Origin of the sequence: Actinomadura formosensis NBRC 14204, assembly GCF_001552155.1 — a bacterium.
In the GTDB taxonomy this organism is placed as follows: domain Bacteria; phylum Actinomycetota; class Actinomycetes; order Streptosporangiales; family Streptosporangiaceae; genus Spirillospora; species Spirillospora formosensis.
In genome coordinates, this window is sequence record NZ_BCQQ01000128.1 from 1 (window position 1) to 20,362 (window position 20,362).

Genomic DNA, 20,362 nt, shown 5'->3' on the forward strand with positions numbered 1-20,362 from the left:
GCACCCCGGCCATGATTCTCTTTTGTACGTTCACTTTCTTGGCCCGCAGCTCGGCGTATTCGTACGCGACACGGACAAGGGGCAGTGGTGGCGCCGTGTCCAGCAGGCGGACGACCAAAAGAGCGACCACCTCTGACAAGACCATTGGGCGCTGCCGGCGGCCCTGAAGCGAACTCCGGACCGGGAATGCCTCGGCTGTGGCCACCATTGGCCGAGTCCACGCACCCGCGCCTCTCAGCCACTGCCCACTTCAACGCCACGTTGATCAGATCGGCCGGGTTGTCCTTCGTCTGCGCCCCGGTACGGATCGCCTCAGGAGCGGGTTGATGGCACAGACGTTGCGGCCGGTGGCGCGCAGGCAGGCAACCAGCAGGCCGCGGCCGGTCTCGATCGCAACCGGGATCCGTCGTCGGGGGTATCGCCGTGCTCAGCGAGCAACGCGACGTCGTGACGCTTCCCGCTCCAGCCGATCCCGCAGGTCACCCTCACCAACGGCACTAAGGCTCGCCATCCGATCAGCGGTTCGTGACCCCGGCCGACCGCAGACCCCACGGCCTGTCTCAGGGTCCACGGCTCGGGAACGGCGAGCGGTGGTTCTGCGGCCGGCTCAGCACACGAACGTGCTGAACCTCAGGAGCGGACCGCCACCCGTCCGGCTGCTCCGACAGCGCGTCCGCCTGCCGAGAGGAGCCCATGCTCCTGATCGGGAGCAGACGTCATCCGCACGGTGAACCGGCGGGTGGCGGTTCACCGACATTGGGGTTCGGGCCCGTCGGCTCTCAATCCGTCGGCGCGGTCGGTGTCACTGATCCGGGCGGCGATGGCGGTCAACGCTCGGCCTCTTCCAGATACCGTCGCTGGTCCCGTAGGAACCCTGGGACGAACAGCGCCCTGGGCGTGGCGATGGCGGTCACGTAGGTCTTGAAGGAGGAGTCCTCGATGTCCTTGCGCATCAGTGAGTGGACGGCAGCCGGATAGCGCAGGATCCGCAGTTGGCCCGGCATGCGCAACCGATGGCGATATCCGGCCTCGGTATCGGCGACGTCGACGTTGATGTCGTGGCCCGCAAGGATCAGCAGCACCGGCACCCGCAGGGCGGCCAGGTCCGCGGACGCGTCCGAGGTGTAGTTCTTGGTGATGAACGTCCACCGGTCGCGCGAGATGCCGCTCACATCACCCCCCGCGGCCCGATACTGCTCATAGGTCTGGCCGTTGCCAAGCGCGCGGCGCATGCGGTCACTCTCAGCGAGCTGGGCCTTGACCCGGCTGGGCGAGGCGTTCCGCGCGCGGAGTTCGGCGAGCAGGTTGTAGCGGCCTTGCCGGAGCCAGTTGATCGCGGGCGAGACGGCGATGAGGAACTTCACGTCGGGCGACAGCCTCGCCGCCTTGGGCATGACCCAGCCCGCCTGGCTGCCGCCCCACAGCCCTATCCGGTTACGGTCGATGTCGGAGCGCCGCTTGGCCCACTCGATCGCCGCGACGGTCTCCTCCGCGCGGTCCCGCATACTCTGGTGCAGCCAGTTGCCCGGTGCTCCGCCGACGCCCGGCTTGTTCCAGGACAGCGAGGCATAGCCGGCCCTGGCCATCGCCTCCCAGATCGGCCGGTAGAAGCCGTCGGCGGTGGCGTCGACCGGTCCGTCACCGTGAACGAACACCACCAGCCCGTATGGCCCGTGACCATGCTCCGGCATCGCCAGAACTCCCCTCAGCGGCTGCTCGCCACCGGTGATCGTCACCTTCTCCTCCCTGAGGTCGTAATCGTGCTGGTAGATCACCCAACCGCCCGCCCCGGCGATCACCACCAGCACCGTCAGCAGCGAGACCCAAATCCGTTTTCGCATGGCCACCTCATTTCGTTCATTGTTGACACGATCGTAGCAAGAACGAACGTAGTACGATAGTTGTCATGCTGGAGATACCGGGCCGGTTGCTGGTGGAGGCGATGGTCCGCGCGGACGGGACCGTGGACTGCGGTGACCTCTACACGGTGGCGGGGCACCTGGGGATGACCGACCAGCAGGTGCGGCTGTCCATCAGGCGGCTGGTAAACGACGGCCATTTCGTCCAGGAGGGGCGCGGACGGAAGGCCATCCTGCGGGCGACCGCCGAGACATGGCGGTCGATCGAGCCCGACATCGAGTTCGTGCGGCTCATGTACCGGCAGGACCACGGCGAGGCACCTTGGGACGGGGTATGGCACCTGGTGGGGTTCGCGATCCCGGAATCGACACGTCCCGCGCGGGACGCGCTGCGGGAGGCGATCGTCCATCTCGGCGGCGCCCCCGTCCAGAACGGCCTCTACGTATCGCCGAACGCCTGGGAGGACCTGATCGAAGCCGACGCCGCCAGGCTCGGCGTCACGAATCACCTCACCTTTCTCACCAGCCGCGACCTGCGCATCGGCACTGAACGCGACCCCCGGGCCCTGGCCGCGGGGCTCTGGCCGCTGGACGAGATCGCCGAACGGCACATCCGTCTCATCGAGATCGCCGCAAAGCACCTGACCCGGCTGCGGACCGATCCGCCGGAGACCGAACAACTGACCATCGCCATCGAACTGGCCACCGAGTTCACCCACGCCATGGAACCCGACCCCCTGCTGCCGCCCGAGCTGCTGCCACAGCCCTGGCCCGGGACGGAGGCTCGCGAACTCGTCGCGCAATGCTGGGCGCTACTGCTCAACAAGCCGCACCACAACGCACCCCGCCTTTTCGAGGTCTACACCGAGGCCGCGCAATCAGTCACGGCCTGAACTGTCCTGGCCGCATGGAACTCCCCCGCCCCACGTCGTGGCTGCCCAACGGCGGAGCTCCTGGTGGTCAAGATCGTCGCAAATCTCGATCTACCAGGAGCCCTCTCGTCGTCACTCACGCCGCGCGGGACGCAACCGGCCCGTGACCTGCGGACTCAGCTTGGAATCTCCGCAATGGCCGGGACCTCCTGAGATCTGCTGGGGCAGGTCAGGGAGAGGTGGCGGATCGGGGAGCAAGGTGCCGAACGCGCACGGGGACCGATCGCGACCGACGCACTCGCGGAGTTGCGTCGATTCACCGTCGCCGAACTGGAGGTCATCGAGACGTTTCTGCATCACGCGCTGGATAACCAGATCCGTCATGCAGACCGCCTACGTTCACCGGCACCGGATCGGTGAAGCCCACGCGCGCCGCTTCCAGACCGGGTTCGAGGTGCAGCGCCCGGTTGTACGACTCGATCGCCTGGCTCCAGCGCCCGACGGCTGCGCGGACCTCGGCGAGTTCTCGGTGGTGGCGGGGCTCCTGTGGAGCGAGCGCCACCGCCCGCGCGGCCTTGACGATCGCATCGTTCACATTGTGGAACTCGAGGTTGGTCCAGGCCAGCAGGCTCCACGCCTCGGAGTTGGACGCGTCGGCGTCCCTCGCTTGGCATGCCGCGTAGACGGTGGCCCGGTAGTCGTTCATCCGCAGGTGGCGCCCGGCCTCCTCCAGCCAGTCGGTGCCCTGCGCCGAGCCAGAGGGTCGACACCAGTCGCCCCAGTAGCCCGGTCAGGACCGGCACGCCGAGGGGCGCCCGACAACAGTGGCCACTTCACGGCCGTCATACGCGAGGTCGCGCGGGCGGCCCGCCCAAGACGCCGCCCGCGGGCCCGTGCGGCCCCCAGCCCTCCTTGGTGCCCCCGCGATCAGCTCGCGGATGAACTCGGCCGGCGCGGCGAACCCAGTCACGAGCCAGGTCCGCACGGTTATCCGTGAAGGGGTGGGGGAATGGTGACGCGGGCGAAGCGGATGGGGCGTTCGGTGTCGTTGAGGTAGGTGTAGGTGCGGTCGCTAGCGAAGCGGACGGCGTGGCCTTGGCATAGCTCGTGGCGGTCCCGGCCGAGCAGGAGGACGAGCCGGCCGGTGACGACGAAGATCAGTTCCTGGGCTCCGGTGGGGTCGGCGACGGCGTCGTAGCGTTCGCCGGGGCCGAGCCGCCAGTCCCACAGCTCCACCGCGGAGGAGCCTTGGCCGGTGATGGTGACGCGCCCGTGCCCGGTCTTGGACTTCCATGGGGTGACCATCTGCTTGGGGGTGACGAGTTTGAGGGCGCCGCCCTGTTCGGCGCCGATGAGGGCGGCGAAGCTGGTGCCCAGGGCGCGGGCGAGGCGCTCGACGGTGGCGAGGCTGGGGTTGCCCTCGCCCTTCTCCACGAGGGTGATCATCCTTCGGCTGATCCTCGAACGCTCGGCCAGCTCGGCCAGGGTCATGCCGCGGTCGGTTCTGCGGGCGCGAAGGTTGCGGGCCACGACCTCTCCGATAGCGGACGGATTCGCTTCACTCATGATGATGCATCATATTGCACTATTGATTGACAGATTGCCCTCTTTGGGAAATATTATGCATTCCGCGAGGCTGGAGGAGAGGGAAGCCATGACCGGCAGTACGGCGGTGCGACAGGTCCCGCCGCCCACAGCGGAGCAGCTCGACAAGGCGTTGGAGAGGATCGGCGCCGTTGTGGAGCCGAGCCCGGCCGCGGTGACACGTCCAGGCGGTCCCCGCGAGTTCGGGCGGCCGCGGTCCGGCGACCGCGTTCGCCGCGGGCAAGAGCGGGACTGCGGCGACGGCCGTCGTCCCGGTCGGCGGCGGGGCCTCGCCTCCGGTCTCGCCCCGTGGGCAGGACACTGCGGCGCCATGCGGATCGCCGGAGTGGGGTCCGCGCAGTCGCCGGGGGTGTCGAGCACGGTGCAGGCCGGGACGGTCGCGGACGTGCCGATCAGGCCGCCGGTCGCAGACGGGATCACGGGCCATATCGAGGCCGGCTGCATCACCCCCTCGCTCTTGCAGGACGCGGAGTTCACCTCGGGCACCGACGCGGAGCTCCTAGCGGCGATGCGGTGGCCGTTCACCGGGCACGGCCTGACCGTCGAAGGCGCCGGAGCCTGCCCGATCCTGGCCGGGCGCGTCCAGCCGACGGGCACGGTCGTCGCCGTCCTGGCGGGCCGGAACATCCCCCTTCCCACCTACCTGGAGGCGCAGTCATGACCCGCCCCGCCGTCCTTACCGAAGAGCAGGTCCGCGAGCTGCTGCCCTTGTCCGAAGCGCTGGACGTCACCCGGGACGCCCTCATCGCCCAAGCCCAGGGTGAGGTCACCCAGCCCGACCCCTGGCACCTGGACATCCCCGCCTCCCGCGGCGAGGTCCACGTCAAGGGCGCATGGCAGCACGGCGCCGAGTACTTCGCCGTCAAGTTCGCCACCGGCTTCTACGGCAACGGCGACAAGGGCCTGCCGGTCGCCTCCGGGCTCAGCATCATCGCTGACGCCACCACCGGGTTCCCCGTCGCGGTCGCCCTGGACAACGGCTACCTCACCGAGGCCCGCACCGCCGCCGCAGGCGCCCTGGCCACCCACGCCCTGGCCCGGTCCGACGCTCGCGTCGCCGCGGTCATCGGCCCCGGCATGCAAGGCCGCGCGCAGATGCAGGCCCTGCTGGAACTGCGCGAGGTCGAAGAACTGCGCGTCTACGGCCCAAACCACGCCAAGGCCTCCGATTTCGCCGAGCACATGCGCACCCTGCACGGCTGGAAGGTCACCGTCGCCTCCTCGGCCGAACAGGCCGTCCGCGGCGCCGGGATCATCACCACGGCGACTCCCACCCGCCAGCCGCACATCTACCGCGAGTGGCTGTCCCACGGCGCGCACATCACCGCGGTGGGAGCCGACCAGCCCGGCAAACGGGAACTCGCCCCCTCGGTCCTGGCCGCGGCCGACTTGTTGGCCGCCGACGACATCAACCAGGCCCGCCGCAACGGCGAGTTGCAGTACACCGACCCCGAAAGGCCACGCGTCGTCGCGCTCGGTGACGTTCTCGCCGGGAGAACGCCCGGCCGCGCCTCGCCCGCCGACATCACCATCGCCGACCTGACCGGCCTCGGCGTCCAGGACGCCGCCGTCGGCACCGCCATTGCCCTCAAGCTCAAGGAGCACACCTCATGACCAACAACCTCAAGGTCCACCGCGCCGGAGCCGCGCGGCCGGTCCCGGTTTGATCCGCGCAATCCCGCCGGTCTGTGACCGAAACCGCTTGCGGCAGTACGCGCCTGGGCACGCACGGCTCTTCCGGGCCGTCCGGACGGCGGCACGCCGGACTCGTCCCGGCCCCCGGCCACACGCGGGCGAGTCCGCTGAGAGGTCGCGCGCGAGCAGCGCCCGGCGTACGCCGGGAAGCCGTTGCTCGCCGTGTACCGGGAGCCGGTTCACAGTCCATTCCTAGGGGCATGACCGAGGACCGCGGCGGCGACAGGCTCTGCCCCACCGCTTCACACCAGAGTCCGTAGCGCTCAGATCATGGTGAGGACCTGGTGGGGGCGGACGTAGTAAACTTGAGGGTTGTGGTTATGGGGGCCATAGCCGGTGGTTCCGACGAGGAGAAGGTAGGTCCCGGCGGAGATGCCGGGCCAGTCGTGAAACCACGCGTCCTGCCGGGTGCCGGTGGCGTCCCAGACGATGATCGCTTTGGCGCCGGTCCTGGCGCGCTGGTAAACGCGCTCGACATAGGCGAGGTGGCCGTCTCGCCCGTCCCGGAGGCGAAGGCCCTGCACGGCCTCCTGCCGAAGGGCCCAGCGCTCCGCCTGCCGCGCCGAGTGCCCGCGCAACGCCCTCACGCCGAGCCAGAGGAGTGAGCCGATTACCCCGACCAGCAGGACGAAGCCGATGAAGGACGCTACCAAGGCGCACGCCTCCCAGCCGCGTCAGTCCGGGCCCTGCTTCGAAAGCGTTTCATCCAGCCCACGGCAGATCAGTCAAACGGTTCCCGCCCCACCCCGCAACCGAATCTCCATCTCCGTCCCATCCCGGACACAGGAGCCGGCGGTCCGGGGGTTCACAACGAGCGGGGGCCGGCCGGCCTGGACTCCAGCTGGGCGGGAGGCCGTACGTGGATCGCTACCGTGTGCGAGCGGGGACCTGGGCACGCCGAACGAGCCGGATGTGCCGAGACGTTCACCGAGTACGGCTCGGCGCGCCTGAGGCGCGGCTGGATCCGCGCCGCGATGAGGACCCAGGCGTGACTCCCGAGGCGGCCGCTGGAGACATCGCTGACCTGCGGCCGAGGGCCTGCGCGGCGGTGAGGGCGTTGTCCTGGGCGGGCAGGATCAGCAGGCCCAGGATGGCGGCCGCTGCGGTGGTCAGGCCGATCGAGGTGATCGGCCACCCGCTGCCGAGGGCGCCAAGGCCGCTGGCCGTGGCGAACCCGAAGACGGGAACCGCGATGCCGATGCCGGCGTAGACGCGGCAGATGCGGTGCAAGGTTTGCAGGGCAGCGAGCGCCTCACGGTCATCCGGGGCGCTGTGAGCGCGACGCAGCGCTTTGGGGAACATACTCGCGGCGACTGCGACTGGTCCTATGGCCGGTACCGCCGCCAGGACGTGCGGGGAGAGGAGAAGTTTCGTCATGGTCAGTGTTCCACGGCCGCTGGGACAGTACGGCGTCGGCCGGTGACCTTCGAGGCCGGAAGACGTCCGGCCTTGGACGTGCCGGTCAGGGTGTCGCCATCGACCGTGACCGCGAAGGCCGGGTTCAGGCGGAGGGGCTTGGTGATGGCCTGCCTCCAGGTGAGTCGGTCACCATCGAGGGCGATATCGCTGAGCGGGACGTTCTCTCCTGCCCCGTGGGCTGCCCCGGTCAGGACACCGTCCTGCCGGGCGAATTCGACCACGGCTTCGATCCTGCCGATCGGGGTGGAGATGGACAGGTCCCAGACGCCTTCTGCGGCCATGGTGCTGTTCTTCCTCACGAGTGCGGTGCGGTTGAAGTGCGGGGCGGCATGTGTGGTCAGAGGCCGGCGGGCACGGGGCCTTCGTGGCGCCAGACGGTGCCGCGGCGCTCATGGGCGAATAGTTCTTCGACAGCGTGGGCGATCTGGGGGCCTACCATGCGCTCCAGCAGGTACAGGCCCAGGTCGAGGCCGGAGGTGACACCGGCCCCGGTGACGAGGTCACCGTCGTCGACGACGCGGGCGCTGACCGCGTGGACGCCGGTGGCGTCGAGCATGTCCAGGCCCATGTGGTGGGTGGTGGCGTAGCGGCCCTCCAGCAGGCCGGCCATGGCCAGGACGAGCGAGCCGCCGCACACCGCGCTGAGCGTCACCTCGGGGTTGTCCCCAGCTGCCTTCAGCAGTGTGGGCAGCTCGGTCGTCAGGGCGCGGCCCAGCAGTACGGGGATGAATTCGTCCTGCTGCCATTCCCCGGCCGCCGCGTCGTGGTCGGGGACCTCGCCGGGCTCTCCCACGCGGCCCGAGGCGCCGGGGACCAGGATCAGGCCCGCGCGTGCGGGGTCCAGGGCGGCAGTGGCGCGCAGTACCAGGCCCCCGGTGCCGCTGACCACGACGTCGCCACTGCCCGCGTGGTCTGGTTCCAGGCCGACCCCGACCCGGTGGCCGCTTTCACCCGCGTCCAGCTCCACACCTTCGACCAGCCGGCCCTACCTGTCAACGGGATCGAGCACCTGGACACCCTGCCCGAGCCCGCGCGCGCCACCTTCGGCACCTTCGGCGAGAAGCTCACCGGCGAGGGCTTCACCTTCCTGCACTCCCGGATCCACAGCGTCGGCCCGTCCCGACCGCCGTCCGCGACGGCCTCGTGGTGGGCGCCATCGGCCCCACGGAGACTATGCCCGACCCGATCGGCAAGGCCCGGCCGCTGCCGCAGTTCGGTGTGCTGCCCGAGTACCGGGGCCTCGGCCTCGGCCACCTGTTGCGGCGCGCGGCCATGCATTGGGGCAGCGCCAACGGCGCCGACCACCAGTTGCTGCAGGCCACCGCCAGCGACGCCTCCGACCGGCTTTGCCAGGCCGAAGGACTGGCCGGCCTCGGCTTCGTCTGCACCATGACGGTATGACCCCGTCGTTCGTCCTGACGCCAGGATCGCGGGCGGTGCCCGCCCACCGGCAGCAACAACCCCAAGCTGTCACTCAGGGGGACGGCGACTACTCAACGCTACTTGTCCCTCTGCCGTAGCTACCCGAGCACAGGGCCTACCAGGCCCTGTACATCCAGGGCCGCGAGGCGCTGCGGCGCGAGCTGACGACGTGCCTGCGGACCGGCCGAGCGTTGCGGGTGCCCCAGGCCCGCGCTCGGGGCCGGGCAAGAAGTTCGTCACCGACCAAGTGGTGATCAGCCGGCGGCCCGCCGAGGCCGACGACCGGGCCGTGCCCGGTCGCTGGGAGGGCGATCTGGAGCGCCACGGGGCGCCGTGCAATCGAGCGGAGGTGAAAGGTCTCCGCCGCTGTGCTGTCGCGGCAGCGTAACGAAGCTGGGGGCAGGCCGATCCGGGGAACGCCGGTGAGGCCGGCCAGCAGCCCCGACAACGACGGGACGGGCCAGTACTACCGGATGGTCCGGGCCCGGCAAGCGAGACGGGAAGGTGGACGAGAGGAACCAGCGCTGTGGCGCCCCTCAAGTTTCCCGCCAGCTCGTAATCCGGTGGATATGGGCTGGATCGCGGTGCGCACCCGCCCTCTCATCACGGGGTGGGGAACTCCCGGGCCGGTTTCAGGTCGCCGGCCGGGAGGCCACGGTGAAGGTCTGCGGCGTGGTGGTGGCGATACCGCAGGGGCATGGCCGGCCGCCTCACCCGACGATCGGTTCATGGTGAACGTGGGAACCGCCCCCGGGTTCCCGCCCGTGCTCGGCCGTCCAGGCCGGGATGGAGCGGGTTGGCGTGTTGTCCGCCGACGGCCTTGGGGGCGGAGGACCCGTAGTAGTCCGAGCCGGGGAAAGCCCGTGCGCATGGCGAAGGGGTCCAGCGGATTCACGCACGCGAGACACTGCAATGGGCGGAGACGCCGGTGAATACCGGCGAGCCGTGGCCCGCCCCGTTCTGGGCGGAGCGACGGGTACGACGGATGCAGGCCAAGCTGCACCTGTGGGCGGCCAACGATCCAGGTCGCCGGTTCGATGATCTGTACAACCTCATCCATCACCCCGACTTCCTCACGGTCGCGTGGGCGAGGGTGAGCGGCAACAAGGGCGCACGCTCGCCGGGAGTGGACCGGGTCGCCCCGGCCGCCACCGGCGGCAAGACCGAGGTCACGGCGTTCCCGAACGACACGGGCGAACAGCTCAAGGCCCGTACGTTCACCCCGTTGCCGGTCCGGGAACGCATGATCCCCAAGGCCGGGTCACCGGGGAAGTTCAGGCGCCTGGGCATCGCGTCCGCGATGGACAGGCTCGTGCAGGCCGCCCTTGCGCTGGTGCTGGAACCGATCTTCGAGGCGGACCTTCAGCCGGTGTCCTACGGCTTCCGCCCCAGGGATCCGGCAAGGTCGTGAAGTGAGGGTGTGACCTGCGGGTTCGCTGGTCCGGTAGGCGGGGGTTTGCGGGTTCACGCGTGGCGGGTGGGCCGCGCGCGGTTCGATGGAAGTTCTGACGCTCACCATCGCCGCTGCGAGGGCCCACCCGCCGATGACATTCTCCTGTGTTTCTGCCGCCCGTGGCCAGTACCTGCTGGATCTGCTCGCGCAGGTGCCTGATCCCCGCCGCAGGCGCGGCCGGCGCCACACCCTCGCGAGCGTGCTCGCGGTGGGGATCGCGGCAGTGGTGGCCGGGTCGCGTTCGTTCACCGCGATCGGGCAATGGGCCGCCGACGCCGGTGACCAGGTACTGGACGCGCTGGGCGCGACCCGCGGGGCGGCGGAGGAATCGACGTTCCGGCGGGCGTTCGCCGCTCTGGATGCCGGCAGGCTGGACGCGGTCCTGGGGGCCTGGCTGTGGACCCGGGCTGTGCGGGTGAGCGGCCGGCTGGTGATCGCGGTCGACGGCAAGACCGTCCGCGGCGCCAAGCGCGAGGGCGGGAAGGCTCCGCATCTGGTCGCGGCCCTGGCGCACGGCGCCGGTGCGGTGCTCGGGCAGGTCGCGGTCGCGGCCAGGTCGAACGAGATCCCCGCCGTCCGGGACCTGCTGCGGGCCTTCACCGATCTGACCGGGGCGGTGATCACCATGGACGCCTTCCACACCCAGACCGGCACCGCCGAACTGGTCGTCGGCCGGGGCGCGGACTACGTGATGACGGTCAAGGGCAACATGCCCGGCCTGTACCGGCGGCTGAAGAAGCTGCCCTGGGCCCAGATCCCGGCGGTCTCGACGGTGACCACGGGCCATGGCCGCCGGACCCGCCGCACGATCAAAGTCGCCTCCGCCCCGGCATGGACCGGGTTCACCGGCGCAGCCCAGGTCGCGCAGCTGCGCAGGACCGTCACCCGGCGCGGGAAGAAGACGGTCGAGGTGGTCTACCTGGTCACCAGCGCCGACGGCCGGGCCTCCGACCCGGCGACCCTGGCGTCATGGGTAAGAGGTCACTGGCACATCGAAAACCGGCTCCACTGGGTCCGCGACGTCACCTACCAAGAGGACAAATCCCTGGTCAGGACCGGGAACGCGCCCCGCGTAATGACCACGCTGCGCAACCTGGCGATCAGCCTGCTCCGCCTCGACGGGCACCACAACATCGCCGCCGCCAACCGCCACCACGCCCGCGACCCACAACGCACCCTCGCACTGCTCCAGACCGCATGAACGTCCCAGGTCACACCTCATTTCAGAACTTTGCCGGGTCCCTCACCGCCCATCCTTCACCTACGGCTTCGGATGCGGTTTCATGAACGATCCGTCATGACTGCTGCTCTGGTGACCTGATTCGGCCGTTCATCATTCGGCCACATCGTGATGCGGGAGTACCTCGCAGGCAAAACGCACGTCTACCCCGGCAGCGATGAACTCCGGCAGCTGAATTGTGCGCCAGGTCCGCTCGTCTCGGTCCACCAGAGACGTCGAACAGAACGTGATCCAACGCCGGACCGCTGGGGCTGCTGCTGCTGCTGCTCCCGAGAGCGTTCGGGAAACGGTGGAAGAGATCGGCTGGCAGACCTCACTCCGCTGGTCAGCGCGTATGCAGACCGTTCACACAGCGTCAGATCCACCGTTTCTCGCGCAGCCCCCTGCTCCCCCGGTGGGGCCGCTCATCCGCGCCAGTCGCCGCTCCCGAGTTCGGAGAGGTCGATCAGTCCGTCTTCAAGGGCCCGCCTGATGAGGGCGAAGCTGTTCGGGGCTGGCTGTCCGGCGGCCTCGTACTTGTCGCGAGCCCGATCGATGTAAGTCTTCACCGTGCTCTGGGTAACGTTCATGGAGTCGGCGACCAAGCGCATGGACTTGAGGGCGAACCAGCCCTTGAGTGCTCTGAGTTCCTGATCGGCCAGTTTTACGCGGGGGAACTGGGGGTCGGAGAGCATGGCTGCACTCACCGTGGGGGTGGTGTAACGGAGTCCGGCAACCGCGTCTCGGACTGCGTGCATGAGGTGTTCCTCGGCCTCTCCCTTGGTCACATAGGCTTTGGCGCCGTACCGGATGCAGCGCCGGGCGGTGGTGAGGTTGACGTCGTGGGTGTAGATGACGACGTTGCGCTTGGTTTCGACGAGGGTGCGGAGCCCCTGCAGGGATGGGTCTGGAGTCTCCAGGTGAAGGTCGAGGATGACGACGTCGGCCTTGAGGGCCGGCCCTTTAAACGCGGTGTCGATGTCTGAGCCGGTGGCGACAACGTCGATCGGCGGGTCGCTGTTGCGGCACAAGGACGCGATCCCGCCTCGGAGGACAGGATGGTCGTCGATCACGACGGCGGTCACGTGCTTGTCAGCCATAGCACCTCGATCCAGGTCGAGTTGGTGTCGGTAAAGACCCGCTGCGTTACCTCGGGCAGGTCAGGGACGGGCACGTCCTCGGGGTTCACAACGCCGTCGACCCGGACGTGGACGGTGAGTTCGCCGTCGGACCCCAAGACAGTGATGCTCGCCGACGAAGTCGCTGTCGACAGGAGCCAGAGCGGGGCCTCAGCCAGCGCCCGGCGCACTTGCTGGGGCGGTTCGTCCCAGGAGCCGGCTGTATCCAACTGCACGATGACATGGCGGCGCTCGGCGATGTCGGCGCCCTGGCGCAGTCCGTGAAGGAGGGGGTCGGCGACGAGGTCTGTCTCGGCGAACTGCCGCCGCATCCTGGCGGCCTGGAACTCGCATTCCCGCCGGACCTCCGGATCGTCGGTGGCGAGGGTGCCATCGGCAAGCTGGCGCAGCAGGGGTTCGACGCCCTTCTGGATGTCGGCGGAGCGGTCTTGGCGCGATGCGTGGCGCCTGCTGATGAGTTCCTCTTCGGTCCGGATCGCGGCGGCCTCCAGACTGGCCGCGTGGGCGCGTTCGGCGACGTCGCGCAGGACGGCGGTGGCGATGCCCGCCGCCAAGGGGAAGCCGATCGTGCCGACCGAGACCGCCAGCAGCCGCAGCAGGGACTGCGGGTCGGATGGGCCGAGCACCAGTACCCGCAGGATCGTCACACAGGCGTGGGCGCCAAGGAAGGCGACGATCAGCTCGAGGCGTTGCCCGGTCAGCAGGACCAGCAACACCCAGTCCGTCGTCCCGAACCCCCAGTTCGCGGTCGACACGACGTGTTCAGATGCGAGCGACCAGGTCGATAGGGTCGAAGCACCGAGCGCGACGGCGATGCCGGGGATCCACCAGCGGCCCCAGGGCCTGCCCCGGGCGAGCAGTACCAGTTCAAGGAGCAGCAGCGCCGCGAGCGTGCCGAACGCGATGGCCTGCGGCCAGAGCGGATGGTAGACGCCCAGTTTGCGTGGAAGGCTCGCGGTCAGCATGACCGATGCGCAGATGGCTGTGACCGCGATCCGGAGTCCTCTCAACAGCCGGTGGGCGGCGTAGGCGGCATCGGGGGTTTCATGCATCGGGCCACACCAGCCGCACCGCGGTTCCCTGACCGGGGGCCGATTCGACCTCGGCGGATCCGCCCGCTGCGGCGATCCTGTCGAGGATGGATCCGCGGATACCGCGCCTGGTCGAGGAGACCGCTGCCGGGTCGAATCCGCAGCCTCGGTCGCGGATCTCGACCCCGACACGCTCTGGCGAGCCGGTCACCTTGATCAGCGCGATGTCAGTCCCGGCGTGCCGCCGGACGTTCGCGAGGGCCTCGGCGGCGGCACCGGCCAGCGCCCGGCCTGCTCCGGCGGCGATCTTCAGCTGGCCCGGCCCGAGGTAGACCACGTCGATCCCCTCGATCTCGCCGAGGCTCCGCAGTTCACCGGCCAGGTCGATCTGGACATCGGGTGGGGTGCCGGACCGGATAGCGCTGAGCATCTCCAGATCGCGCGTGGCCCGGCGGCGCAGCTGGCCGGGGTCGTCGACCCGGCCAAGCCCGACCATCAGCAACGTGGCGGCCGCAGTGTCGTGTAGAGCCATGTTGATGGCGAGCTGGTCGGCGCGGATGCCGTCGGCCACAGCCCGCTCGCGACGGGCCCGGGCCGTGTCGGCGAAGACAGCGTCCACCTTGCGTCCCGCGCCGACCACCAGGGTCCACAGCAGCCGCGCGAGCATGACCGACAGGAACGTCCACACGGCGGTGATGACATCGTCGAGGCCCAGCGGCCCCGGCTGGGCCGCCACGGTGGCGGCCGAGCCGACGAAACACACCACAGCGCCCAGACCGACCCCAAGAGGCCAGGGAGTCGAATACTGGTACCCAACCGCCCCAAAAGTTGTAAAAGGTCTCAACCAGGAACTCCTCATGACCAACCATCCTTTCGATACGATCAACGGTGTTGTAATCATGAGGACGCACAGAACGGCCGCGTCGACGATTGACGGGCCGATCACTTTGCCGTCCAGGACCTGGCAAATGTAGGCACGACTCCATGCAGCGAGGAGACCGAGCTCGACGAGCACAGTGATCAGCATCCGCGGGTCGTCGGCGGCGCCGACCGCCGCCACAGCCACCGGGATCAGGGTGCACACCCGCATGCCGGCCACATAACAGCGCCCTCCCACCGAGACCAGGTGCTCCGCGTCGCCCTCACTGAACAGTCCAGCGCTCATCCAGACCCCCGTCGTTAAGCCGCTAGAGCAGGAGCATAGGGCCAAGATTCATCATGGATTGCCCCCTAAAAGGAGGACATCTCCAGCGGGGTTCTTCCTCCATAATTCCGATCAAGGTGATCTCGTGGTGGAGATCCGGATCGGGAGAAGATCATGGGAATCACGGTGCGCGTCCCCATTGCCTTGGGGACGATCGTGGGCCTGACCTTGGTGCTGAGCGCCACGCCGGGCCACGCTTACACCACCACCGAGCGGCAGGTGCAGAAGAACTACGCGATCGAGACGGTCGGGCTCAGCTACACCGACTTCATCAAGCGCAAGGCCGACTTCCAGCAGGCCGGCTGCCGCAAGGAGAACTACGTCTACAAGGGCTACCACACGCCCGGCTGCACCAAGCCCCAGCCGTACGATGCTTTCGACTGGACCGACGACGGCTGCAGCGGCCGGGACCAGATCGGCGGTCCGTCCAACGTCTACCGGAACCTGTTCAACCAGCCTTGCCAGCTGCACGACTTCGGCTACCGCAACTTCGGCAACGGCCTCCAGTTGGACCGCACCGAGACCCGCCGGGCCTGGATCGACAGCCGGTTCCTCACCGAGATGCGGCGGGTGTGCGACACCTCCTTCGCCAACAACCGGTACAAGCGCACGCTCTGCCGCATAGAGGCCGACGGCGTCTACGCCGTCGTGCGCAACGGCTCGAACTGGAACACCCCCGGCGGCCCGACCGCCTCGATCGCCCCGGACCCCGCTCCAGCCCCAGCGCCCAGATCGGCGCAGCCGGTGTACGCCGTGGTGAACACCAGCGAGACCCCGCCGGACGGCGTGTGGTTCCGCAACAGCCCGCACACCGCTGACACCTCACGCATCACCGGGCTCGGCGTCTACATGAACGAACGCGTGCGGGCACGCTGCTACGCGATGGGCGACGCGGTCGGTCCCCATGGCAACCGGGTCTGGTATCTGGCCGACAACATCTCCCGGCCCACCGCGGCAGGGCGCTCCGACTCCGGCTGGCTCAACACCCACTACGTCGACGACGCGATGACGGCCGACCATCCCGCGCCGGGCATCCCCGCCTGCTGACCGCCCGGACGGCCTTGCAAGACCGTCTTCGGGCTGTCGATGAGTTCAAGGGCCTGGACCGGGCGCGGGCGTCCGCGAACAATCCGCACGCAGCCGGGGGCCCGGAGCGCTCAGCTCCGGGCCCCCGGTCGTTTGGGCCATCCGAGTGAGAGGCGGATGGGTCCCACGCGTTTCCCCTGGTCGTCCCGGTGTCGAATCCCATTCCGAGCTAGGAGCGCTGGACGTGGACATCGTCCTGAACACCGAGCGCATGCGCGCCAAGATCCTCACCGGGGCCCCCGCTACCGCCTCGACCGTGACGATCGGGCTGGTCAGCCATACCGCCCACCTGACCGTGACGCAGACCGCGCCCATGATCGCGGTGACCATCTCCGGGGCGATCGCGACGTACTTCCTCGGCACCCGCGCCACCACCACGGCCACGACGGCGACCACCGAGGGGACCTGTGCGGCCAACACCTCTGATGCGACCGGCGTGTCTGAGGACATGGCGGACGCCGGTCGCCGCATCGAAAACCTGGAGGCCGAGGTCAAGCGGCTGCGGCGCAAGGTGGCCCGGGCGGACGCGTCCGCCCGGCGCGGCCGATGAGCAGGTGGGGGCCGCTGCGCGGGGAGCGTGAGGCGTCGCGGGAGTTGGCTCGGGCGCTGCGTGCCGTTGTCGATCAGTACGGTCTATACGCTCCGGGTCCTGGAGCAGCGGATGCCGTACGGGCGCTCGGCGATCGCCGAGCGCCTGTCCTGCGCCCATCACCCAGAGTGGATGTTCATCGAGTCGATGGCGGCTGCATGCACCGGAGGAGACAGGGCTGCTTGGCAGATCCTGACGCAGGACATGAGGGCCCTGTGGGTTGTCGCTGACCCCTCCAGGGCGGTCGATCGGGAACCAGAGCAGCCCGCAGAAGCGCCCCGCCGGGTCGAGACGCTCGCTGACCTGGCAGACAACTACAAGCCGGACCCGTCGACCGCCGCCTCGCTGAAGGAACTCGAGCAGCAGATGCGCCAGTTCTGGAGGTGGACAGGGCAGCCGTCCAGCCGCGAGGTCGCAAAGCAGTCGGGGGCCGTGTTCTCCCACGCCACCGTCGCCAAGATCCTCTACGACCGCCCCGGTAAACCGCCCCTCCGTCTGGCGTACGTCCAGGGATTCATCCGCGGCTGCGGCACCTCCCCCGACGAAGTACGGACATGGATCGCCGCCTGGCGCAGGATCCACCTCGCACAGCCCTCGACACCGGACCACAGAGCCGACCAGGAGACCGGGGCCGCCGCACGCAGCCCAGCCGGCGACCACCGCTGAGTTGATCGTTCCTGGCGCCGGCCCCGACCGGGACTCAGGCCGGGCGCTTCTGAGAAACACTCGATTCTGAGAACGAACCAGCGGCCGACCCCGAGACCCCCGAGTCCGGCCCCCAGTGACCCGATTCCTTCTCAGAATGAAGCATCCCGGTTTCGACGGAGGGTGTGATTTGCCCCGCCTTCCGGTCGATTTCCGGAGTTGTCTGCACAGATGTTCGAAGTCCTGTGCATCACGGCTATGTGGCGCGGTTCTGTGCTGGCTGCTGCGGAGTGTTTCGGGGTGGCCGGGTCTGGCCTGTCGGGCCGGGTTATCACCGGGTTGGCAGACGTGATGATTTGGCAGGATGGGGTTTCTTGTCAGGCCAGGCTGTATGCGGGGGTGGGTGGATGTCGTCGTTGATCGGGTTGGCGGAGGCGATTGAGCAGCTGCGGTTCGAGCTGGGGGTGGCTCAGGACGCGGGGGCGGATCAGCAGTTGCGGTTCAAGGTGACCGAGGTGGAGATGGAGCTGCTGGTCGAGCTGCGGAAGGAGGGCGGGGCCAAGGCCTCGTTCGGGGTGGTGTCGGTCGGTGCTGAAGGCAAGATCAGCAAAGGTAATGCGCATCGGCTGAAGCTGAAGCTGGAGGTCAAGGACGAGGCGCTGGGTGGGAGCACCGCCGAGGTCGGTGACGATGACGAGGGGTCGTTCGACGACTGATGTCTGAGCAGGTGCGGCAGGGAGCCGACGTGCGGCGGCTGGCCGATGTGCGGGCCGGTGCCGGACAGCGTGTGAAGTGCAGCGGGACGGGCTATCTGGTCGGGCCCAGCTTGGTGTTGACCTGTCGGCATGTGCTGGTGAACGCGTGCGCCGAGCATGCTGAACGGTCCGGTACCTCGCAGGGGTGCGGGCGGTGCCGGCTGTGGCCGCAACTGCAGGTGCGCATCGGGCGGCCCGCCGACGGCTCCGGCGGGGATGCCGCGGAGCCGGTGCCGGTGGAGGCGTCGCTGCTGTGGCAGCATCCGTCACAGGATGTGGCGTTGCTGCGTCTGGCCTCCCCGGTGCCCAGGGCCGAGGGGTGGTTGCCGGTGCGGTGGGGCCGGTTGGTGACCGGCGCGACGCAGCGCTACAGCGGCTTGGGTTTTCCGCGGCTGGCCCGTTATGCCGACAGGACCCGGTTCATCGAGCCGCTGGCGGGTGAGGTCAACCAGCTGTCGTGTGACTATGACGGGTTCGCGCTGAATCAGGCTCACGGTCCGCGTGATGATCTGCAGGCGTCCTCGCCATGGGTGGGGGTGTCGGGCACGGCGGTGTTCGTCGAGTCGTGGCTGGTGGGCGTCGTCACGGTGGACGATCGGCGCTCCCAGGGCCGATTGCGTGCCGTCCCTGTCACGCGTTGTCTGCAGGACGCGCAGTTCGTCAGGCTGGTGGGAGACGATATCGGGTTCGTGCCGGTGCCCGAGCCGGTGGAGCTGGCTGAGGTGCTGCAGGCACGGCCGGTGGTGGCGCGGGCGGCGACTCCGGGTTCGCTGCTGGCCGCGGCTGCCGAGACGGTGCCCTTCCAGGGCCGCACCGACCAGTTGCGGGAGTTGGTGGCCTGGCGCGATGGCGGCCCGGCGGCCGCCGGTGGGGCGGCGGCTGGCGGGGCGGCGGGGGTGTCGGTGCGTCTGGTGACCGGTGAGGGCGGGCAGGGCAAGACCCGGCTGGCCCGTCGTTTCGCCGCCGACAGCCGCGATGCCGGCTGGGTGACGGGGTTCACGGTCACGGCGTCACGGGCAACGGGTGACGCCCAGCAGCAGGCGGGCGCCGAGCAGCTGGCCGCCAGGCTGCGGGCGTGTATCGAGCCGGTGCTGGTGGTGTGCGACTACGCCGAGGCCTCTCCGCTGTTTGCCGAGACATTACTGGCCGAGCTGCTGGATCGGCCGCCGGCCCAGCCGGTGCGGGTGCTGCTGGTGGCCCGGGCCAGCGGAGCATGGTGGCAGGACCTGCAGGGGCTGCTCGGCGACCAGGCCGCACAGCTCATGCCGCTGCCGCCACTAGGAGACGACCCCGGGGTGCGGCGGGAGGGCTACCTGGCGGCGGTCCGGGGACTGGCCGCGGGCCTGCAGCGATTGCCCGAACCTGCGGTCGCTGATGTCGCAGCCGGGCAGTGGCCGGTTCTGGCCCGGCAGCTGGCGCAGACCCCACCGGATCTGTCGCTGGAGTTCGGGAATGCACTAACCTTGCAGATGACCGCACTGCTGGATTTGCTCCAGGTGGCTGCCGGCCAGGTTCCCTCCTCGCACCGCGACACCGGCAGACGGCCCGAACAGCAACTGGCCCAGCACGAGCGTGACTATCACCGCCGGGTCGCGGCCGGCCAAGGGCTGCTGGAGCGTGATGTGCTGTCGCCGGTGGTGGCCCGCAACACCCGTGAACGGCACGCGATGGCGCTGCTGGACCGGGCCCTGGCCGGCTTGGTCATGCTGGGTCCCTGCAACGTCGGCCTGGCCACCGATATCGGTACCCTGGCTCACGCGGATCGGGCCGGCGACGTGGTGGAGTGGCTGGCCGCTCTCTACCCGCCCCCTCCGCAGGAGACCAGGGCAGACCAGGCGCTCGTGATCGGCGAGATTCAGCCCGACCGGCTGGCGGAGATCCTGCTGGGAGCCATCCTTTCAACCTGCAACGACACCCGCACCGGCAACGTATCGTCATCCATGGCGGGCACGGAGCCGCTGCTTGGCCAGATCGCGGCGCTGGTGCACGATCTGAGCGCGGCCCAGCAAGCGTTGTTCGCGCTCGTGCGCACCGCCGCTCATCCCGAGTTCCGCGACCTGATCGGTGAACAGACCACCGACTTGATCGTGACCCATCCCGATCCGTTCGCCGCCGCTGCTCCGTTCCTGGCCGCCATTCCCGCTCACCGCGGCCTCCTGCTGGCCGGCCTGCAACGGCTGGGCGATCGCGATCCGGACGCCTTGACCACCCAAGCGTGGCGCGCCAGCGCTCTGCTCCCGGAGACCTCGGTCAGCCTGGCCCACCTCAGCGCGGCCATCACCGCTATCCTCACCGATCTCTTCCGCGCCCTCGTCGCCCTCAACCATGACGCCTACCTGGCGGACCTGGCGATGTCGTTGAACAACCAT

Annotated in this window: 20 protein-coding genes and 3 pseudogenes; 12 read left to right on the plus strand and 11 right to left on the minus strand. The window is 69.2% G+C overall.

The window, feature by feature from the left end; genetic code table 11:
* Window positions 1–316: 316 nt before the first annotated feature.
* Window positions 317–489: pseudogene (locus tag AF1_RS36635) on the minus strand (IS110 family transposase); the annotation flags it as partial.
* Between the two features lie 338 nt (window positions 490–827).
* On the minus strand, window positions 828–1,841 hold the full coding sequence (locus AF1_RS26450; protein WP_067804942.1) for an alpha/beta hydrolase family protein: 1,014 nt from the start codon (window positions 1,839–1,841) through the stop codon (window positions 828–830).
* A 65-nt stretch (window positions 1,842–1,906) separates the two neighbouring features.
* Here AF1_RS26450 and AF1_RS26455 point away from each other — a divergent pair, with 65 nt between their 5' ends.
* Window positions 1,907–2,752, plus strand: a complete 846-nt coding sequence (locus AF1_RS26455; protein ID WP_067804945.1) for a DNA-binding transcriptional regulator — start codon at window positions 1,907–1,909, stop codon at window positions 2,750–2,752.
* Between the two features lie 316 nt (window positions 2,753–3,068).
* On the opposite strand, the gene AF1_RS26460 is transcribed toward AF1_RS26455, so the two are convergent.
* Window positions 3,069–3,437: a hypothetical protein gene (locus AF1_RS26460; protein WP_067804948.1), complete on the minus strand. Its 369-nt coding sequence runs from the start codon at window positions 3,435–3,437 to the stop codon at window positions 3,069–3,071.
* A gap of 281 nt (window positions 3,438–3,718) precedes the next feature.
* Complete coding sequence (locus AF1_RS26465) at window positions 3,719–4,297, minus strand: helix-turn-helix domain-containing protein (protein ID WP_084263364.1); 579 nt, start codon at window positions 4,295–4,297, stop codon at window positions 3,719–3,721.
* 88 nt (window positions 4,298–4,385) lie between these two features.
* Here AF1_RS26465 and AF1_RS34835 point away from each other — a divergent pair, with 88 nt between their 5' ends.
* Together AF1_RS34835 and AF1_RS26475 are read left to right on the plus strand one after the other, a co-directional pair.
* A complete protein-coding gene (locus tag AF1_RS34835; RefSeq protein ID WP_131732656.1) occupies window positions 4,386–4,997 on the plus strand; it encodes a PALP domain-containing protein in 612 nt (203 codons plus the stop codon).
* Complete coding sequence (locus tag AF1_RS26475) at window positions 4,994–5,950, plus strand: hypothetical protein (RefSeq protein WP_067804956.1); 957 nt, start codon at window positions 4,994–4,996, stop codon at window positions 5,948–5,950. The genes AF1_RS34835 and AF1_RS26475 overlap by 4 nt, the downstream gene beginning before the upstream one ends.
* 344 nt (window positions 5,951–6,294) lie before the next feature.
* Here AF1_RS26475 and AF1_RS26480 read toward each other — a convergent pair whose 3' ends face one another.
* From AF1_RS26480 to AF1_RS26495, 4 genes are all read right to left on the minus strand, one after another.
* Window positions 6,295–6,684: a hypothetical protein gene (locus tag AF1_RS26480; protein ID WP_067804959.1), complete on the minus strand. Its 390-nt coding sequence runs from the start codon at window positions 6,682–6,684 to the stop codon at window positions 6,295–6,297.
* Between the two features lie 271 nt (window positions 6,685–6,955).
* Window positions 6,956–7,333 carry a hypothetical protein gene (locus AF1_RS26485; protein WP_207394054.1) on the minus strand — a complete coding sequence of 126 codons (378 nt, stop codon included), beginning with the start codon at window positions 7,331–7,333 and terminating at the stop codon, window positions 6,956–6,958.
* 77 nt (window positions 7,334–7,410) lie between these two features.
* A complete protein-coding gene (locus tag AF1_RS26490) occupies window positions 7,411–7,731 on the minus strand; it encodes a hypothetical protein (protein WP_067804961.1) in 321 nt (106 codons plus the stop codon).
* Between the two features lie 56 nt (window positions 7,732–7,787).
* Window positions 7,788–8,417 (minus strand): DJ-1/PfpI family protein, encoded by a 630-nt coding sequence (locus tag AF1_RS26495; RefSeq protein WP_242608831.1) that lies wholly within the window; start codon window positions 8,415–8,417, stop codon window positions 7,788–7,790.
* On the opposite strand from AF1_RS26495, the gene AF1_RS37125 reads away from it, so the two are divergent.
* The 4 genes and pseudogenes from AF1_RS37125 (at window position 8,363) to AF1_RS26510 (ending at window position 11,526) form a co-directional block, all read left to right on the plus strand.
* Window positions 8,363–8,851 carry a GNAT family N-acetyltransferase gene (locus tag AF1_RS37125; RefSeq protein WP_407642217.1) on the plus strand — a complete coding sequence of 163 codons (489 nt, stop codon included), beginning with the start codon at window positions 8,363–8,365 and terminating at the stop codon, window positions 8,849–8,851. The two genes, AF1_RS26495 and AF1_RS37125, sit on opposite strands and share 55 nt — an antisense overlap.
* A gap of 137 nt (window positions 8,852–8,988) precedes the next feature.
* Window positions 8,989–9,188 (plus strand): annotated as a pseudogene (locus AF1_RS33765) (IS30 family transposase); the annotation flags it as partial.
* A 612-nt stretch (window positions 9,189–9,800) separates the two neighbouring features.
* A complete protein-coding gene (locus AF1_RS26505) occupies window positions 9,801–10,283 on the plus strand; it encodes a reverse transcriptase family protein (protein WP_131732657.1) in 483 nt (160 codons plus the stop codon).
* 85 nt (window positions 10,284–10,368) lie between these two features.
* Window positions 10,369–11,526, plus strand: coding sequence for an ISAs1 family transposase (locus tag AF1_RS26510; RefSeq protein WP_255218838.1), 1,158 nt, complete (start codon window positions 10,369–10,371; stop codon window positions 11,524–11,526).
* 443 nt (window positions 11,527–11,969) lie between these two features.
* Here the strand turns inward: AF1_RS26510 and AF1_RS26515 are convergent, their stop codons facing one another.
* From AF1_RS26515 to AF1_RS26525, 3 genes are read right to left on the minus strand one after another with little or no spacing between them, the layout of a single operon-like run.
* Window positions 11,970–12,644, minus strand: a complete 675-nt coding sequence (locus AF1_RS26515) for a response regulator (protein ID WP_067804976.1) — start codon at window positions 12,642–12,644, stop codon at window positions 11,970–11,972.
* A complete protein-coding gene (locus AF1_RS26520; protein ID WP_067804979.1) occupies window positions 12,626–13,735 on the minus strand; it encodes a hypothetical protein in 1,110 nt (369 codons plus the stop codon). Before AF1_RS26520 ends, AF1_RS26515 begins: the two co-directional genes overlap by 19 nt.
* A complete protein-coding gene (locus AF1_RS26525) occupies window positions 13,728–14,879 on the minus strand; it encodes a sensor histidine kinase (protein ID WP_067804982.1) in 1,152 nt (383 codons plus the stop codon). The genes AF1_RS26520 and AF1_RS26525 overlap by 8 nt, the downstream gene beginning before the upstream one ends.
* Window positions 14,880–15,032: 153 nt before the next feature.
* Here AF1_RS26525 and AF1_RS26530 point away from each other — a divergent pair, with 153 nt between their 5' ends.
* The 5 genes and pseudogenes from AF1_RS26530 to AF1_RS26550 form a co-directional block, all read left to right on the plus strand.
* Entirely contained in the window at window positions 15,033–15,965 is a 933-nt protein-coding gene (locus AF1_RS26530) for a phospholipase A2 (protein ID WP_067804984.1), read from the plus strand.
* A gap of 223 nt (window positions 15,966–16,188) precedes the next feature.
* Window positions 16,189–16,554 carry a hypothetical protein gene (locus tag AF1_RS26535; protein ID WP_067804987.1) on the plus strand — a complete coding sequence of 122 codons (366 nt, stop codon included), beginning with the start codon at window positions 16,189–16,191 and terminating at the stop codon, window positions 16,552–16,554.
* 66 nt (window positions 16,555–16,620) lie between these two features.
* The gene (locus AF1_RS26540; protein ID WP_131732658.1) at window positions 16,621–17,259 is read left to right on the plus strand and encodes a hypothetical protein; all 639 of its coding nucleotides are present in this window, start codon (window positions 16,621–16,623) and stop codon (window positions 17,257–17,259) included.
* Window positions 17,260–17,645: 386 nt separating this feature from the next.
* On the plus strand, window positions 17,646–17,954 hold the full coding sequence (locus tag AF1_RS26545; protein WP_067804991.1) for a trypco2 family protein: 309 nt from the start codon (window positions 17,646–17,648) through the stop codon (window positions 17,952–17,954).
* A pseudogene (locus tag AF1_RS26550) lies at window positions 17,954–20,362 on the plus strand (hypothetical protein); the annotation flags it as partial. The gene AF1_RS26545 and the pseudogene AF1_RS26550, both read left to right, overlap by 1 nt.